Below are 16,723 nucleotides of genomic sequence, written 5' to 3' on the forward strand. Positions count from 1 at the left end.
TCCGACAGTGGACCCACCGACCTCCGGAGGAGGGCCGTGTCGACACCGCCCATCCGCGTGTTCCTGCTCGACGACCACGAGGTGGTCCGCAGAGGCCTCGCCGACCTGCTCGGCGCCGAACCCGACATCGAGATCGTGGGCGAGTCGGGTTCCGCCGAAGAGGCCACGCGGCGCATCCCCGCCCTGCGCCCGGACGTCGCGATCCTGGACGGACGCCTGCCCGACGGCAGCGGCATCGACGTGTGCCGCGAGGTGCGCTCGCGCTTTCCCGAGATCAACGCGCTGATCCTGACCTCCTACGACGACGAGGACGCGCTGTTCGCGGCGATCATGGCCGGGGCGGCGGGATACGTGCTCAAGCAGGTCCGCGGACAGGACCTGATCGCGGCCGTGCGCGCGGTGGCCGCCGGCCAATCCCTGCTGGACCCCGCGGTGACCACCCGCGTCCTGGAACGCGTACGTAGGGGACCGGTGGCCGAACCCGGCCCCACCGGACTCAGCGAGCGCGAGCAACAGGTCCTCGAGCACATCGCACAGGGCCAGACCAACCGCGAGATCGCCGAAAGCCTCGGCCTGGCGGAAAAGACCGTCAAGAACTACGTCTCCGCGGTACTGAACAAGCTCGGCCTGGAGCGACGCGTCCAAGCCGCCGTCTACGCGACCGAATTGCACCAGGACACCGAGCGACACCGAACCTGAAAACGACGGACCCGCCTCGCTTCGCCGACGCCCCGACGTCCCCACACCCCTGTGGGGACGTCGGCATCAGCGCGCCGACCCCGGGCGCGCGGCGCCGGCCGGATGCGTGAGCGTGTGAGTGACGCGCTCGACGCCGTCGACGGAGGCGCACAACCGCACAACGCCTCGCCCAGCACGTCCTGTTCGATCTCCGCGCGGATGTCCGCGTCCGAGCGGACCAGGGCGGCCAGGAGATCTCCACGACTGACGATGCCCACCAGTCGCCCGGATCGGTCCACCATCGGCAGGCGCTTGACGTGGTGGCGATCCATCAGCCGAGCCGCCCACGCGGTACCGTCCGCGGGCGTCACGGTGACCACCGGCGACGTATCAACCCCCGTGCGGTGCACTCCTCGTCGGAGGACCCCGCGAGGACCTCCCCACACGGCCGGGCCTGCCTCGACTCGAAGCTCGCCACCCGCGCGTGGCCGTGCACACCCGTGACGCTCTACCGCCGAATGCCGATGACCGATCGTCGGTGACGATGGGCGTTCTCGCACGCAACCGCCGTGATGGCAGGAGACTTTCGTCCTTCGGTGGGTCCAACGGCCCTGTCCGTTCTGCTGCGCCCCGCGGGACCGTCGGGTGAAGTACGCCGCCCCCACCGACGGAGGTACCACCCATGCACGACCACACAGCGGGAACAGCCCGCTCCGACCACCTCGCCCTCGCGGTCGGCGTGCGCTCGCGCAGCCGCAGCCTCGGGCTCACCGTCCGGCAACTCGCGCGCCGCGCGGACCTGCCGGTGACATGGCTCGAAGGCATGGAGGAGGGATCGGCCCCGGTGTCCCACGCCGCGCTCACGAGTGTCGCCCGCGTCCTGGACACCAGCGTCGAACGGCTGTTGAGCGGCGCCGTCGAGGTGCCGCCGAACCACGCACCCGCGGCGCGGGCCGCACCCGCGCCCGACATCCGGGAACTGGTCGTGATGACGCGGGAGGAGTGCCGCGCCCGCCTGCTCCTGCACGACGTCGGCCGGGTCGCCCCCGCGATGAGCCGGGAACCGTTCGTGCTGCCGGTCGACTACCTGATCGACCGAGGAGACGTGGTCTTTCGCAGCGTCGCGGGCACCCGCCCCGCCGAGGTGGTCGGTCGCGTGGCCTTCGAGGTGGACGAGCTGATCCGCATGGCCCGGCTGGGATGGAGCGTGCTGGTGATCGGCGACGCCGAACACGTGACCGACCCGACCGAGACGGCCCGCCTCGCGGCGACCCGGACCCGGACCTGGTCGGAGGGCACGCGCGAGGTCTGGACCAGGATCCACGCGAGTGCCGTCACCGGCCGCCGCCTGCGCCCGCGCCTGGACCGGGACTGAGCCGCGCACCGCCGAGAACACAACCCGGCAACCGCACCGACGCCGTGCCGCCGGCCCGACCGGCGCCCGCCCCAGGGCCGTTGGACCCTGTACGGCCCGCCGGTGGGCGACGAGCGTTGGAGGTGAACAGACCGGGTCGACCCCGTCAACCGAAAGGCCACCATGACCACCATCGACGCCGCGTCCGAGACCCGGACCGACCGCGCTCCCTGGAGGGACTTCCGCCCCGGGAGGTGGAACGACACCATCGACGTGCGCGACTTCATCCAGACCAATCACACGCCCTACACCGGCGACGCGGACTTCCTGAGCGACGCCACCCCCCGCACCCGGGCGGTCTGGGCCAAGGTGTCCGCGCTGTTCCCCGAGGAGCGCCGCAAGGGCGTGCTGGACGTGGACGCCGCGATTCCCTCGACGATCACCTCGCACGCCCCCGGGTGGATCGAGCGCGATCGGGAGCTGATCGTCGGCCTGCAGACCGACGCCCCGCTCAAGCGGGCGATCATGCCCAACGGCGGACTGCGCATGGTCGAGGCCGGGCTGCGCGCCTACGGCTACGAGGTGGACCCGTTCGTGCGCGCGGTGTTCGCCACCCACCGCAAGACCCACAACGACGCCGTCTTCGACGCCTACACCCCGCAGATCCTGCGGGCCCGCCGCGCCGGACTGATCACCGGGCTCCCGGACGCCTACGGCCGCGGACGCATCATCGGCGACTACCGGAGGGTGGCCCTGTATGGCACCGACCGCCTGATCGAGGCCAAGCACGCCGACCGCGCCGCGCTGGACCCGCTGCCCGCCACCGCCGAGGTGATCCGCGACCGCGAGGAACTCGCCGAGCAGGCACGGGCCCTGGGCGAACTCAAGGAGATGGCCGCGACCTACGGCTGCGACGTCTCGCGACCGGCGGCCACCGCGCACGAGGCCGTGCAGTGGCTGTACCTGGCCTACCTGGCCGCGACCAAGGAACAAAACGGCGCCGCGATGTCGCTCGGCCGCACCTCCACGTTCCTGGACGTCTACCTCGAGCGTGACCTGCGCGAGGGCCGCATCGACGAGAGCCGCGCCCAGGAGCTGATCGACGACTTCGTGATCAAACTGCGGATCATCCGCTTCCTGCGCACCCCCGAATACGACGCGCTCTTCTCCGGCGACCCCACCTGGGTCACCGAATCCCTTGGTGGCATCGGCACCGACGGGCGCCCCCTGGTCACCCGCACCTCCTTCCGCTACCTGCGGACCCTCTACAACCTCGGCCCGGCGCCCGAACCGAACCTGACCGTGCTGTGGTCGCCCCGGCTGCCGCGCGGCTTCAAGCGGTACTGCGCCCGGGTCTCGATCGACACCAGTTCGATCCAGTACGAATCCGACGACCTGATGCGCCCGCGCACCGGTGACGACACCGCGATCGCATGCTGCGTCTCGGCGATGGCCGTCGGCAAGGACATGCAGTTCTTCGGAGCCCGGATCAACCTCGCCAAGGCCCTGCTGTACGCCATCAACGGCGGCCGGGACGAGATCACCGGCGAACAGGTCGGCCCGAAATCCCACCCGCTGACCGGGGATCGACTCGACGCGGCGGAACTGGACGCGGCGTTCGACAACGTCCTGGACTGGCTGGCGGGCACCTACGTGGACGCGCTCAACATCATCCACCACATGCACGACAAGTACGCCTACGAGCGCCTGGAGATGGCGCTGCACGACCACCCCGTCCACCGCACCATGGCCTGCGGCATCGCCGGCCTCTCGGTGGTCACCGACAGCCTCTCCGCAATCCGGTACGCCGGCGTCGAGGTGATCCGCGACCCCGACACGCAACTGGCGGTCGACTACCGCGTCCTGGGCGAGTACCCCGCGTTCGGCAACAACGACGACCGCGCCGATGTGATCGCCGTCGACCTGGTGCGCTCGTTCCTGGCCAAACTGCGCCGCCACCCCACCTACCGCGACGCCGAACACACGCTGTCGGTGCTGACCATCACCTCCAACGTGGTCTACGGCAAGCACACCGGCAACACCCCCGACGGCCGCCGCGCCGGCACGCCGTTCGCCCCCGGCGCCAACCCGATGAACGGCCGCGACCGGCACGGCATGGCCGCCTCCGCGCTGTCGGTCGCCAAGATCCCCTACGACCTGGCCCGCGACGGCATCTCACTGACCTCGACGGTGACGCCGGAAGGACTCGGCCACGACCCCACCGAGCGCGCCGACAACCTCGTCGGCCTCCTCGACGGCTACATCGCGTCCGGCGGCTTCCACATGAACGTCAACGTCCTGGACCGGGCCACACTCGCGGACGCCATGGAACACCCGGACCGCTACCCGGACCTGACCATCCGCGTCTCCGGATACGCCGTGCGCTTCACCCGCCTGACGCGCGAGCAACAACTCGACGTGATCAGCCGCACGTTTCACGAGACCAGGTGAGCACGATGCGACAGGACCCGGACCCCCTCCTGCACGCAGCCCACCCCCGCAACGACGGCCACATCGGCATGGTGCACTCGTGGGACATGTCCACCGGCGTGGACGGACCCGGGACCCGCTTCGTGCTCTTCCTGAACGGCTGCCCGCTGCGCTGCCTGTATTGCTCCAACCCCGACACCTGGCACCTGCGCGACGGCCGGCGGACCGACATCGAGGAGGTGATGGGAAAGATCACGGCCTGCCGCGACTTCCTGCTCGCGACCGGCGGGGGAGTAACCGTCACCGGAGGCGAACCGCTGCTCCAGGCGCCCTTCGTCGAAACGGTGCTGAGGCGATGCCGCGAGCTGGGCCTGCACACCGCCCTGGACACGTCGGGATTCCTCGGCGCCCGGGCCGGTGATCGACTGTTGGCCGCCACCGACCTGGTCCTGCTCGACATCAAGTCCTTCGACCCGATCGCCTACCGCCGACTCACCGGACGCGAACTCGAACCCACCCTCGCGTTCGCCCGCCGGCTCGCCACCACCGACATCCCGGTGTGGTTGCGCTTCGTCCTCGTTCCGGAGTTGACCGAGAACGCCGCGATGATCGACACGTTGGCCGCGTTCGCCGCGGGGCTGGGCAATGTCGAACGCGTGGACGTGCTGCCCTTCCACAAACTCGGCGCCGCCAAGTACGACGAACTCGGCATCGTCTTCCCCCTGCGGGACACACCGCCGCCGACGGCCGAACTCGTCGATCGCGTCCGCGCGCAGTTCCGCGCGCACGGACTGCGGGCCCATTGAGCGCAAGCGGGAGCGGGATCGCTCACACCGAGCCGTCCGCGAGCGTGACCCGTCCTCCACCACCGCAGAACTCCCGGGGGAGGCATGGCGGCGCCCGAGGTCCCGTGCGGGAGCTTTCCCCCGTCGGAGGCCCTGCTGGAGACGGCCAAGCGAGCCGACCTGTTGGTCGTGGGCGGTCGTGGGCACGGCGGATTCACCGGGATGCTCCTGGGATCGGTGAGCCTGGCCCTCGCAGGCCGGGCGACCTGCCCGGTCCTGGTGGCCCGCACCCCAGGTCACCCGGACCGCCGCCCGCGAGCGTGTCGCCGACGCGGAACTCGCCGTCTGGAAGTTCGCCTCCTGTGACGGTTGCCAACTCACCCTGCCGGACTGCGAGGACGAACTCCGATCGACGAGGCACTGCGCATCATCGACGGCTCGATCGGCTGCGTCGACTGGGACAGCGCAGAAGGATGGCCGGAGGTCGAGGTGTAGACGACCCTGCGACGCCCGACGTTCCGTGCGACGAGGGAATCTCCGCAGTCCACGAGGTGTGTCACTCGGCCCGTTCGTCCAGGCCACTCGGCCCTACGGCGACATCTCTCGGCGGGTGACGCTGGGGGCGTAAGCGTTGCCGCTGACCTTCGGAAAGGTGGACGCCATGAAGGCCCTGACCTACCACGGCGCCGGAAACCACCGGTGGGAGGACGTGCCCACCCCCACCGTCCGCGACCCCCAGGACGCGGTGGTTCGCGTGGACGCCGTCACCATCTGCGGCACCGACCTGCACATCCTCAAGGGCGACGTGCCCGAGGTCGAACCGGGCCGGATCCTCGGCCACGAGGCCGTCGGCACGATCACCGAAGTCGGGCCCGGCGTACGCGACTTCACTCCCGGCGACCGCGTGCTCGTCTCGTGCATCTCCTCGTGCGGGCGCTGCCGCAACTGCCGCACCGGCGCCTACGGTCAGTGCTTCGGAGGCGGAGGGTGGGTGCTCGGACATCTGGTCGACGGTACCCAGGCCGAATACGTCCGGGTGCCCTTCGCGGACACCTCGCTGTACAAGCTCCCGGAGGTCGTCGGCGACGAGGAGGCCCTGATGCTCGCCGACATCCTGCCCACCTCCTACGAGGTCGGCGTCCGCAACGGGCACGTACGCCCCGGCGACACCGTGGTCGTCGTGGGAGCAGGCCCCATCGGACTGGCCGCCATCACCACCGCCCGCCTCTTCGCCCCCTCACGCATCGTCGCCGTCGACCCCTCGCCCGCACGCCGTGACGCGGCCGAGCGGTTCGGTGCCGACGTCGTGCTCGACCTTCCCGAAGCCACGCACGATGCCCTGTGCTCGCTCACCGTCGACGGACAGGCCGCGCACGTGGCCATCGAGGCCGTCGGCGTGCCCGAGTCCTTCGAACTGTGCACCCGCCTGGTCCGCGCCGGCGGACACGTCGCCAACGTCGGCGTGCACGGGAAACCGGCCACCCTGCACCTCGAAGACCTGTGGATCCGCAACCTCACCATCACCACCGGCCTGGTCGACACCACCAGCACACCGCTGCTCCTGGACCTGCTCGCCGAGGGCCGACTCGGTACGGAAGGGATGATCACCCACCGGTTCGACCTCGACGAGATGCTCGGCGCCTACGACACCTTCTCCCGCGCGGGGGAGACCGGCGCGCTCAAGGTCGCCCTCTTCCGCCGCTGAAGCACCCCGCCCCAGCCGTGTTCCACGAGATCCGAGGAGGATCCCGCGATGACCGTACGAGTGGGAATCAACGGCTTCGGCCGCATCGGCCGCAACTACCTGCGCGCCGTCCTGGGCCGTGTCGACGACGGCACCACGCCCGTGGAGGTGGTGGCGGTCAACGACATTGCCCCCGCCGCCACGCTCGCCCACCTGCTTCAGTACGACTCCACCTACGGCATTCTGGCCCGCTCGGTCGAGGCCGACGGTGACACGATCGTCGTCGACGGCGTCCCCATCGCCGTCACCGCCCACCGCGACCCGGCCGCCCTGGCCTGGGACACGGCGGGCGTCGACATCGTGATCGAGGCCACCGGCCGCTTCCGCAGCCGCGAGGACGCCGCGACCCACCTGAAGTCCGGCGCCGCCAAGGTGCTGCTGTCCGCTCCGGGTCGCGGTGTCGACGCCACGATCGTGATGGGCGTCAACGAGGGCGACTACGACCCGGATACCGACCATGTGCTCTCCGCCGCCTCCTGCACCACCAACTGCGTCGTGCCGATGGTCAAGGTGCTGCACGACGCCTTCGGGATCGAACGCGGCCTGATGACCACCATCCACGGCTACACCAACGACCAATCCCTGCTCGACGCACCCCACAAGGACCTGCGCCGGGCCCGTTCCGCCGCGCTCAGCATGATCCCGACCAGCACCGGCGCGGCCCGCTCCGTAGGGCTCGTGCTGCCCGAGCTCGACGGCGCGCTGGACGGCATCTCGGTCCGGGTTCCCGTTGAGGACGGCTCGCTCACCGACCTGACCCTGATCCTGCGCGACGAAACCGACGCCGCCGGCATCAACGCGGCTTTCGAGGCCGCATCCGAGGGCCCGCTGCGCGGCATCCTGCGGGTCTCGCACGTGCCGATCGTCTCCCGGGACGTGATCGGCGATCCGCACTCGTGCGTCGTCGACGCCGAACTCACGCAGGTCAACGGCGACTTGGTCAAGGTCTTCGGCTGGTACGACAACGAATGGGGCTACACCAACCGCCTGCTCGACCTGACCGAGTACGTCGCCCGCCGTCTCTGACCCGTCACGTCACACGAACCCGCAGGAAGGCCGGACATGACCACCGTGTACGTGTACAACTTCACCGAAGGCTCCCGTGAACAGGCCGGGTTGCTCGGCGGCAAGGGCGCCAACCTCGCCGAGATGACCCGTCTCGGGCTCCCGGTCCCGCCCGGCTTCACGGTGGGCACGAACGCGTGCCGGGCCTTCCTGCGCACCGGGAACGTCCCCGGGGGACTGGAGGACGAGATCACCGCCCACCTCGCACGCCTGGAGCAGGTCATGGGGCGGCGACTGGGCCACGCCGACGACCCGCTCCTGGTGTCGGTGCGCTCGGGCGCACGCTTCTCGATGCCCGGAATGATGGACACCATCCTCGACGTCGGACTCAACGACGCCTCGGTGCTCGGCCTCGCCAAGGCCACCGGCCGCGAGCGCTTCGCCTGGGACTCCTACCGGCGCCTGGTCCAGATGTACGGCGCCACCGTCCTCGGCATCGACGCCGCCCGTTTCGAGGACGTGTTGACCCGACGTAGGCGACAGGTCGGCGCCGGCGACGACCTGGGCCTCGAAACGCGCCAACTCGCCGAGACCGTGCGGGAATTCCAGGGGATCATCCGGGAGGTGACCGGCGAGGAATTCCCGCAGGACGCGCGTGAGCAACTGCGGCGCGCCGTGGTGGCCGTGTTCGAGTCGTGGAACGGGGAACGCGCCTCGGTCTATCGGCGGCGCGAGCACATCCCGGACGATCTCTGGGTGCCCGTCGCCGGCTGGTCGAGGACATGATCCTCGCCCGCACCGACGCCGAACGCGACGCCGCCCTGGCGGCGCTGCTCCCGCTCCAGCGCGAGGACTTCATCCGCATCCTGGCCGCGATGGACGGACTGCCGGTCACCATCCGCCTGATCGACCCACCCCTGCACGAATTCCTGCCCGACCACACCGAATCGGCCGTCCGGATCGCTCGCGCACAGGCCCTGGGACAGCCGCCGAATCCCCGCGACCTGCGCCTGCACGAAGCGGGCGAGCTGCTCCACGAGGAGAACCCGATGCTGGGCCTGCGCGGCGTACGCCTCGCGCTCGCGGTACCCGGCCTGATCGCCACCCAGGTCCGCGCGGTCGCCGAGGCCGTCGTCGCCCGCGTGCGCGCCGGCGGCGATCCTCGTGCGGAGATCATGATCCCGCTCGTGGCCACCGAGGCGGAACTGCGCATCGTCCGCACCGAGGTCGAACGCGTGCTCGCCGAGATCCGCGCCCGCACCGGCATCGACGTGAACTGCCCGATCGGCACCATGATCGAACTGCCCAGAGCCGCACTGACCGCGGGCGAGATCGCCCGCTCGGCGGACTTTTTCTCGTTCGGCACCAACGACCTGACCCAGACCACGTGGGGTCTCTCCCGCGACGACGCCGAGGCTTCCTTCCTCGCCGCCTACCTGGAACAGGGCATTCTCTCCGTCTCCCCGTTCGAGACCATCGACCGTGACGGCGTCGGGCGACTGGTCCGAATCGGCGTCGACCAGGGCCGTGCGACCACACCGAACCTGCGCATCGGGGTGTGCGGAGAACACGCGGGCGACCCCGACTCGATCCACTTCTTCCACGACTGCGGCGTCGACTACGTCTCCTGCTCGCCCTACCGCCTCCCCGGCGCCCGCCTGGAAGCCGCCCGGGCCGCCATCGCGGCGCACGACATCAACCCCGACGAGCCCACGCGCACGGAACCCGACCGGGACTGAGCGACACCCAGGACCGTGCGCGTGGGCGGAACGGCCCGTCGAGAAGGAGGATCCGATGGACAACGAGACGGCCGGTACCCGCCTTCCCGACATGGTCGACATTCCCCGCAACATCCGCACCCGACGCGAACAACTGGGCCTGACCCGGGCGGACGTCTGCGCCCGGGCAGGACTGCCCCTCAAGTGGCTCGTGGAACTCGAGGCCGGAGACGCCCCGTTGTCCCGAGCCGCCCTCGGCGGCCTGGCGGTGGCCCTGGAGACCAGCGTCACCGCCCTCATGTCCGGCACCTTCGGTACGCAGCGGACCATCCGGGACAACCCGAGTGTCCCGGATGTCCGCAGCCTGATTCGGATGAGCGAGAACGAGTGCCGTGCCCGCCTCGCCACCCACGAGGTCGGCCGCCTCGCCGGCGGCATGGAGCACGTGCCGTGGGTTCTTCCCGTCAACTACATGTCGGATGGCAGGGACATCGTCTTCACCACCCGCCCCGGCTCCCCACTCGCCCACGTTCGCGGAACGGTGGCCTTCGAAGTCGACGACGTGGACCGGTACGCCCGACTGGGTTGGAGCGTCCTGGTGATCGGCGTGGCCGAGCCCGTCACCGACCCCGTCGAAATCGCCAGGCTCAAAGAAGCCGGACGCGATGCCTGGCCCGCCCGGCACGGCGAACTGTGGTTCCGCATCCACCCCGGACGCGTGACCGGCCGCCGGCTGCGTCCACGCCCGAGCCGGCGGTGATCGCCCCGCAGGGAGCGCTCGACGCTTCGCCTGCGGTGAATGCCACCGCCGAATGCCCGACCACCCCGAGCCTGTTGATCAGGCTCGGGGTGGTCGGGCATTCGGCGGTGTGTGGGGGTCAGGCTTCCGGCGCGGGGACGAACACCACCGGGGTGGCGCTGTGGCGCAGGCAGTACACGCCGGTGGGCCCCGGGATCGTGGGGCACTCGATGCCGCTGGTACCCAGCACGAGCAACCGGGCGTCCCGTGCGCGGGCCACCAGAACCTCGCCCGCTGCGCCGTGCAGCGGAGTCGCCACGATCCGCTCCGGCGGGATCGGGGCCCGCACCAGGCTCGCCAGGGCGTGCTCCAGCCGCTCGCGGGCCACCGACAAGGGGGCATCGGGCCGGTCCAGGGTCGGGCGCTCGGGATCGGCGTCCCTCCAGACCGCGACCACGTCCAGGACCACGCCGAGTTCGGCGGCCTCCCGGGCGGCCCAGCGCAAGGCGACGGCGGATCCGAAGGAGCCGTCCAAGCCCACCACGATCCGGCCCTGCCGCCGGTTGTCGGTGATCTCGTCTGCGGGGACGGTGCCCTGCCGAGGAGAGCCGGCATTCGTTTCCGGGTCGAAGCGGGTGCCGAGGGATTCCATGTCGAACTCCTTCGTGTGGTCGTGGTCGCCATCGAGTGCCGAACGGCGAACGTTCGGGCAATGCCGATCAGGTGTGGCGCTCCGGGGGAAGCACCGGTTCCAGTCGGAAGAGCACCGGCCCGCGGTCGCTGGGGCCGTGTGCGGGCTTGCGTCCGGCGAGCGCCGAGACCAGATCCCGGGCCGTCACCAGCCCGACCATGGCGTCGTTGTCGTTCGTGACCACGACCGCGTCGACCGCGTGGTCGGTCATGACCTCTGCAACCTCGGCCAGCCGGGCGGAGGTCGGCACGTGCGGCTGAACACCGCCGGACAGCAGATCGCCCACGTAGCGCTCGGCGAGCGAGATGGCCGGAAGAGCACACGCCACCGCGAGTTCGCCCCGCTCCAGCAGCCCCACGCTGCGCCCGTCCTCGTCCACGACGGGAAGGTGGTGGAACCCGGTCCGCTGGATGAGCTCCCAGGCCATCAACAGGGACTCGTCGCCCGCGACGGTCAGCAACGCCGTGCTCATCACGTCGGCCACGCTCCGCTCACCCGCCGACGCGTTCGCCTGTGTGGTGGAACCGCCCGGGGCGGTCTCGCTGCTCGTCCCCATCGCGCTCGCCTCCTGTTTGTCCGGGGTTCGCAATCGCGGTCCACCCTGTCTCCACCATCGAACCTCGGCAGCCCCGGACACAGGGCCGGTGGGGGTGGTGGGCCGGGCCGAAGGTCCCGGGCCCCGGGTCTGGGCGGCCCTGTGCCCGCCGATGGAGTGCGAGCACGCTGAGGGTGAGGGGTCGATCGGGTCTCGCAGTTCCGGCCCCGCCGCCCGAGCCGTCGGCACGCGACGATTGGACAAGCTCATGAGCACCGGAACCCACCTTCCCGGCCTCGGCGTCCTGGTCGGCTACGACGGCTCACCCGGCGGAGAACGCGCGCTCGCCTGGGGCGCCCACGCCGCCGCCGACGCGAAAACGCCGCTGTACCTGGCCATGGCCATTCCCGTCGCCGCTCTCGGCCGGCACGGTCACTCGCAGGAGGTTCGTGAAGGCGCCCGCGCCCTGCTGGAGCGGGCGGCGGACCGCAGCCGCGCCGCCCACCCGCATCTGGCGGTCGAGACATCGCTGGTCGAGGGGCCGGCGGCGGATGCGATCCTGGAGGCGAGCGGACGGGCCGAGCTGATCGTGGTCGGGAGCCGAGGCCTCGGCGGCTTCGCCGGGCTGCTGCTCGGATCGGTGTCCCTGCGCGTGTGCGCGCACACGACCTGCCCCGTGGTGGTCGTACCCGAGGCGGCCGACGACGTGGACACCCCGAGCGTCGTCGTGGGCATCGCCGATCGCAGCGACGCGCCCGCGGTCGAGTTCGCCGTCGAGCGGGCTCGCCGCATCGGCGGCAGGGTGGTCCCCGTTCACGTGTGGACACTCGCGATGGCCGGCTACTTTCCCGGCGTGGTCGCGCCGCTGCTCGGGGACCCGCTGGACATGGCGGCAACCCACGACCACCTCCTGGCCGAAATCCTGGACCCGATCCGGGCACGGACACCGGATGTCCAGATCGAGGCGATCGTCACGACCGGTACCCCCGCCTACGCCCTGATCGGTGTCTCCGCGCACGCGGATCTGCTGGTGGTCGCCGCCCACCGGGCGCACGGACCCTTCCCGATGCGCCTGGGCCCCACCACCCACGCGGTGCTTCACCACGCGTCCTGTCCGGTGGCCGTCGTGCCGATACCCGTCGCAGGGCCATGAACACGGCGACGCCGCGACCGCGGCGCAGGCACGAAGGACTACGGCGATGGGTCCGAGCACTCGTCGGGCGCGAGCCGATGTACCGGCGCTGTGATGTCGTGCACGTCCGTTCGATGCTTTTGCTGACGCTCCTGACGCTGTTCGTGGTACCGCTGGCGATCGTGATGGCCGTCGACGCGAGCGCGACTTCCGGCGAGGCGACGCGGAATCGCCAACTCGCCGAAGAACAACGGGTTCCCGCCGTGCTGACCGCCAAGCCGCCCCAGATGGCCGCGCCCGGCGCCGAGACGGTGGCGGCGAGCGTGCGATGGGTCGCGACCGACGGCGTCACGCAAACCGGCACCGCCCGGGTGCCCCTCGGCACATCCGAGGGCGACACCATCCACATCTGGCTCGACGCCGCGGGTCGCCCGACAGACCCGCCGCTGACCCACACCGCGATCGTCGTCGACGAGATCGTCGCGGGGATGATGGCATTCGCCGGGTCGCTCGTGGTGATGGCGGGGACCTACGGCGTGGAGTGGTTGCTGATCTCCCGTCGTCGTGCGCGCGCCTGGGAGCGGGACTGGGCGTCGGTGGAGCCGACCTGGAGCGGCCGCATCGAGCATTGAGCCCACATGGACCACGTGTTCGATGCCCCGGCGACCGGGAGCGCGGATCAGACCCACATCCAGCCGTCGTCCTCGTCCATGTGCCCGCCGTACCGCGCGGGCATCACCGCCAAGGCCGGAACCAATTCCATCGTCCGTGCCGCTCGGAATCGTCACCGGCCACGATTTGGCGCGGGTCCTGGCCCGGATCCATCACGATCCCATGGTATTCGCGCGCGACGCTCGACCGGAGCCTGTGGCCCCAAGAGCCTCGGCCGTTCCGGATCGCCGGGCTCGACCGCGTCGTGCGGTGGGGGAATCGTGGCCGGCCAGGACCCTCGCCGGATCGAACACTTCTCGCTGATCGCCCCCTTCAGGGAACTTCTCGTGGTGCCGCCGCAGGTATCACCCCGGGTCGCGGCCCAACTCATGGACCCGAGCGAGTGGCCCGACAGGCCCCATTCGCCCACCGAGCTCCTGCGCGAGGCTCTGGAGAGGGCGGGCGAGGCCGCGACCGTACGGGTTCCGGCAGTCCTCGGATCGGATGAAGGCGGAAGCCGATCGCGTCCCCGGCCCGCGGCTCCGCTACGGTCCGTGACCCATCCGAGCGGCTCGCCACCGGTCGCTCACCGTGTCGGGGCGGCGGCGGGGCCGTAGTAGGCGTCGCGCATGATGGCGATCATGTCGTCGAGCATGGCCATCCGCGGGTTCGCCGGGGCGCATTGGTCCTCGTAGGCGTTGAGCGCCTGCCCGGGCAACGCGTCCAGGAATGCTCGCTCGTCGACGCCCAGGTCCCGGAAGGACGGTTCGATGCCGACTCGATCCCTGAGCCGCTCGACCGCGGCGGCCAGGGAGCGCACTCCTTCGGCGGGGGTGCCGGCGGGGAGATCGAGCGTGCGGGCGATGTCCTGGAAGCGCTCGGGCGCCTGGTAGCGCTCGTACTTGGGCCAGCCGGCGAGTTTGCCGGGCGGACTGCCGTTGTAGCGGATCACGTGGGGCAGCAGGACGGCGTTCGTGCGCCCGTGGGCGATGTGGAAGGTGGCGCCCAGGGTGTGGGACATGGCGTGCACGATGCCGAGGAAGGCGTTGCCGAAGGCCATCCCCGCGATGGTGCCCGCGTTGTGCATCTTCTCGCGCGCTTCGGGACTGGCTTGCCGGTCGGTGACGGCGGGTTCGAGATTGTCGAAGACCAGCCGGATGGCGTGCAGCGCGAGGCCGTCGGTGAAGTCGTTGGCGTAGACCGAGACGTATGCCTCGATGGCGTGGGTGAGGGTGTCCATCCCGCTGTCCGCGGCCGGCGCGGGCGGCAGTTCCGCGGCCAGCAGCGGGTCCACGATGGCCACGCTCGGGGTGAGGGCGTAGTCGGCGAGCGGGTACTTCTTGCCGGTCACGGAGTCGGTGATCACGGCGAACGGTGTGACCTCGGCGCCGGTGCCGGACGTGGTCGGTACGCACACCAGTCGGGCCTGTTCGCCCAGGACGGGAAAGCGGAAGGCGCGCTTGCGGATGTCTAGGAACTTCTGCCGCATGTCGGAGAAGTCGACGTCGGGCTGTTCGTACAGCAGCCACATGACCTTGGCGGCGTCCATGGGCGAGCCGCCGCCCAGGGCGACGATGGTATCCGGGCGGAATGTCCGCATGAGGTCTGCGCCGCGCCGTACCGAGTCGATGCTCGGCTCGGGCAGCACGTCGTCGATGGTCTGTATCGTGACCGGGAGTTCGCGGGAGTGCAGTACCCGGCGGATGCGGTCGACGTAACCCAGGCGCGTCATGGTCGCGTCGGTGACGATGGTCACCCGATGCACGTGCGGCATCTCGGCCAGGTAGCGGATCGCATGCGGTTCGAAGTAGATCCTGGGCGGGATCTTGAACCACTGCATGTTGTTGCGGCGGGTGCTCACCCGTTTGACGTTCAACAGGTTGACCGCCGAGACGTTGTTGGACGTCGAAGTGCCGCCCCAGGATCCACAGCCCAAAGTCAGCGAGGGCAACAGGCCCGTGTAGATACCGCCGATGGCTCCCTGGGACGAGGGCGCGTTGACGATGATGCGGGCCGTCTTCATGTGCCGCCCGTAGTCCTCGGCCACGGCGGGATCGCTCGTGTGGATGACGGCGCTGTGTCCCATGCCGTGGAAGGCGACCATGTCGGCGGCGAGCGCGAACCCCTGCTCGCGCGAGTCCGCGCGCAGAACGGCCAGGACGGGGCACAACTTCTCGCGGGTGAGGGGCTCCTGCGGGCCCACTCGGTCGGCGTGGACCAGGATCACGGTGGTGTCCGCGGACACCGTGAACCCCGCCTGGGCGGCGATCCACATCGGGCTCCGGCCCACGGCCTCGGGATTGACGCGTGGTTCGCGACCGGGCCCCGCGCCGGCGCCGAAGAGGTAGGTCTCCAGCTTGTGCTTCTCGTCCTCGGTGGCCAAGTGGGCGCCCAGGGAGGCGAATTCGGACAGGGCGGCATCGTGGATGTCGGTGTGCAGGATCACGGCCTGTTCGGAGGCGCAGATCATGCCGTTGTCGAACGACTTGGACAGCACGACGTCGTTGACCGCCCGGCGCAGGTCCGCGTCGCTGTCGACGTAGGCGGGTACGTTGCCCGCACCCACCCCCAGGGCCGGTTTGCCCGCCGAGTAGGCCGCCTTGACCATGCCTTCGCCGCCGGTTGCCAGGATCAGTGCGACGCCGGGGTGACGCATGAGCGCGGTGGTCGCCTCGATCGAGGGGGTCTCGATCCACTGCACGCAGTGCTCGGGCGCGCCCGCGGCGACCGCCGCGTCGCGCACCACCCGTGCCGCCGAGGCGCTGCACCGCTGGGCCGAGGGGTGGAAGGCGAAGACGACCGGGTTGCGGCTCTTGAGGGCGATCAACGCCTTGAAGACGACCGTTGCGGTGGGATTGGTGACCGGCGTGACCGCGCACACGACGCCGACCGGTTCGGCGACCTCGATCATGCCGGTGATCTCGTCGCGAGCCACGACGCCGACCGTCTTGAGACTCCGCATGCTGTCGGTGGTGTATTCGCAGGCGAACATGTTCTTCGCCGCCTTGTCCTCGAAGACGCCTCGGCCGGTCTCCTCGACCGCCTCGCGGGCCAGTCGGGTGTGCTGGTCCAGGGCGGCGACGGACGCCTTCTTGACGATGTGGTCGACCTGCTCCTGGGTGAACGCGTCGTAGGCGGCGAGTGCGTTGGCGGCATCGGCGACAAGGATGTCCACCGCGGTGTCGATGTCGGAGGGACCCGTGTCCGCGGTCGGGACGAGTAAGACGGTCTCGGTGCGACTGCTCATGGCAACTGTCCTCT

14 protein-coding genes and 1 pseudogene are annotated in these 16,723 nt (G+C 70.5%); 11 read left to right on the forward strand and 4 right to left on the reverse strand.

Going from position 1 to position 16,723, the window contains the following annotated elements; all coding sequences use genetic code 11:
- Positions 1–36: 36 nt before the first annotated feature.
- Complete coding sequence (locus OG928_RS45705; RefSeq protein ID WP_331767931.1) at positions 37–699, forward strand: response regulator transcription factor; 663 nt, start codon at positions 37–39, stop codon at positions 697–699.
- Here OG928_RS45705 and OG928_RS45710 read toward each other — a convergent pair.
- Positions 654–1,010 carry a CBS domain-containing protein gene (locus OG928_RS45710; RefSeq protein ID WP_331768338.1) on the reverse strand — a complete coding sequence of 119 codons (357 nt, stop codon included), beginning with the start codon at positions 1,008–1,010 and terminating at the stop codon, positions 654–656. The two genes, OG928_RS45705 and OG928_RS45710, sit on opposite strands and share 46 nt — an antisense overlap.
- Positions 1,011–1,360: 350 nt before the next feature.
- Here OG928_RS45710 and OG928_RS45715 point away from each other — a divergent pair, with 350 nt between their 5' ends.
- From OG928_RS45715 to OG928_RS45750, 8 genes and pseudogenes are all read left to right on the forward strand, one after another.
- On the forward strand, positions 1,361–2,053 hold the full coding sequence (locus OG928_RS45715; RefSeq protein WP_331767932.1) for a pyridoxamine 5'-phosphate oxidase family protein: 693 nt from the start codon (positions 1,361–1,363) through the stop codon (positions 2,051–2,053).
- Between the two features lie 162 nt (positions 2,054–2,215).
- Positions 2,216–4,483: a formate C-acetyltransferase gene (gene pflB / locus OG928_RS45720; protein ID WP_331767933.1), complete on the forward strand. Its 2,268-nt coding sequence runs from the start codon at positions 2,216–2,218 to the stop codon at positions 4,481–4,483.
- 5 nt (positions 4,484–4,488) lie between these two features.
- Entirely contained in the window at positions 4,489–5,268 is a 780-nt protein-coding gene (gene pflA, locus OG928_RS45725; protein ID WP_406292138.1) for a pyruvate formate-lyase-activating protein, read from the forward strand.
- A gap of 84 nt (positions 5,269–5,352) precedes the next feature.
- Complete coding sequence (locus OG928_RS45730) at positions 5,353–5,613, forward strand: universal stress protein (RefSeq protein ID WP_331767934.1); 261 nt, start codon at positions 5,353–5,355, stop codon at positions 5,611–5,613.
- A gap of 295 nt (positions 5,614–5,908) precedes the next feature.
- Positions 5,909–6,952, forward strand: a complete 1,044-nt coding sequence (locus tag OG928_RS45735) for a zinc-dependent alcohol dehydrogenase family protein (RefSeq protein ID WP_331767935.1) — start codon at positions 5,909–5,911, stop codon at positions 6,950–6,952.
- Positions 6,953–7,000: 48 nt separating this feature from the next.
- Positions 7,001–8,017: a type I glyceraldehyde-3-phosphate dehydrogenase gene (gap, locus tag OG928_RS45740; protein ID WP_331767936.1), complete on the forward strand. Its 1,017-nt coding sequence runs from the start codon at positions 7,001–7,003 to the stop codon at positions 8,015–8,017.
- 123 nt (positions 8,018–8,140) lie between these two features.
- Positions 8,141–9,735, forward strand: a pseudogene (locus OG928_RS45745) (putative PEP-binding protein).
- A gap of 55 nt (positions 9,736–9,790) precedes the next feature.
- Positions 9,791–10,474, forward strand: coding sequence for a pyridoxamine 5'-phosphate oxidase family protein (locus OG928_RS45750; RefSeq protein WP_331767937.1), 684 nt, complete (start codon positions 9,791–9,793; stop codon positions 10,472–10,474).
- Positions 10,475–10,592: 118 nt separating this feature from the next.
- On the opposite strand, the gene OG928_RS45755 is transcribed toward OG928_RS45750, so the two are convergent.
- Positions 10,593–11,105 carry a universal stress protein gene (locus tag OG928_RS45755; RefSeq protein ID WP_331767938.1) on the reverse strand — a complete coding sequence of 171 codons (513 nt, stop codon included), beginning with the start codon at positions 11,103–11,105 and terminating at the stop codon, positions 10,593–10,595.
- Between the two features lie 67 nt (positions 11,106–11,172).
- Positions 11,173–11,700, reverse strand: a complete 528-nt coding sequence (locus OG928_RS45760; RefSeq protein WP_331767939.1) for a CBS domain-containing protein — start codon at positions 11,698–11,700, stop codon at positions 11,173–11,175.
- A gap of 247 nt (positions 11,701–11,947) precedes the next feature.
- Between OG928_RS45760 and OG928_RS45765 the strand changes: the two genes are divergently transcribed.
- Positions 11,948–12,832 (forward strand): universal stress protein, encoded by an 885-nt coding sequence (locus OG928_RS45765; RefSeq protein ID WP_331767940.1) that lies wholly within the window; start codon positions 11,948–11,950, stop codon positions 12,830–12,832.
- Positions 12,833–12,945: 113 nt separating this feature from the next.
- The gene (locus tag OG928_RS45770; protein ID WP_331767941.1) at positions 12,946–13,443 is read left to right on the forward strand and encodes a hypothetical protein; all 498 of its coding nucleotides are present in this window, start codon (positions 12,946–12,948) and stop codon (positions 13,441–13,443) included.
- Between the two features lie 605 nt (positions 13,444–14,048).
- Here OG928_RS45770 and adhE read toward each other — a convergent pair.
- The gene (gene adhE / locus OG928_RS45775; RefSeq protein ID WP_331767942.1) at positions 14,049–16,709 is read right to left on the reverse strand and encodes a bifunctional acetaldehyde-CoA/alcohol dehydrogenase; all 2,661 of its coding nucleotides are present in this window, start codon (positions 16,707–16,709) and stop codon (positions 14,049–14,051) included.
- Positions 16,710–16,723 lie beyond the last annotated feature (14 nt).

Source organism: Embleya sp. NBC_00896, from assembly GCF_045207785.1.
Lineage (GTDB): Bacteria > Actinomycetota > Actinomycetes > Streptomycetales > Streptomycetaceae > Embleya.

Coding starts and splice junctions, on each gene's coding strand:
- OG928_RS45710 (WP_331768338.1), bottom strand. CDS start 1,010: ATGGATCGCCACCACGTCAAGCGCCTGCCGATGGTGGACCGATCCGGG.
- OG928_RS45715 (WP_331767932.1), top strand. CDS start 1,361: ATGCACGACCACACAGCGGGAACAGCCCGCTCCGACCACCTCGCCCTC.
- pflB (WP_331767933.1), top strand. CDS start 2,216: ATGACCACCATCGACGCCGCGTCCGAGACCCGGACCGACCGCGCTCCC.
- pflA (WP_406292138.1), top strand. CDS start 4,489: ATGCGACAGGACCCGGACCCCCTCCTGCACGCAGCCCACCCCCGCAAC.
- OG928_RS45730 (WP_331767934.1), top strand. CDS start 5,353: ATGGCGGCGCCCGAGGTCCCGTGCGGGAGCTTTCCCCCGTCGGAGGCC.
- OG928_RS45735 (WP_331767935.1), top strand. CDS start 5,909: ATGAAGGCCCTGACCTACCACGGCGCCGGAAACCACCGGTGGGAGGAC.
- gap (WP_331767936.1), top strand. CDS start 7,001: ATGACCGTACGAGTGGGAATCAACGGCTTCGGCCGCATCGGCCGCAAC.
- OG928_RS45750 (WP_331767937.1), top strand. CDS start 9,791: ATGGACAACGAGACGGCCGGTACCCGCCTTCCCGACATGGTCGACATT.
- OG928_RS45755 (WP_331767938.1), bottom strand. CDS start 11,105: ATGGAATCCCTCGGCACCCGCTTCGACCCGGAAACGAATGCCGGCTCT.
- OG928_RS45760 (WP_331767939.1), bottom strand. CDS start 11,700: ATGGGGACGAGCAGCGAGACCGCCCCGGGCGGTTCCACCACACAGGCG.
- OG928_RS45765 (WP_331767940.1), top strand. CDS start 11,948: ATGAGCACCGGAACCCACCTTCCCGGCCTCGGCGTCCTGGTCGGCTAC.
- OG928_RS45770 (WP_331767941.1), top strand. CDS start 12,946: ATGCTTTTGCTGACGCTCCTGACGCTGTTCGTGGTACCGCTGGCGATC.
- adhE (WP_331767942.1), bottom strand. CDS start 16,709: ATGAGCAGTCGCACCGAGACCGTCTTACTCGTCCCGACCGCGGACACG.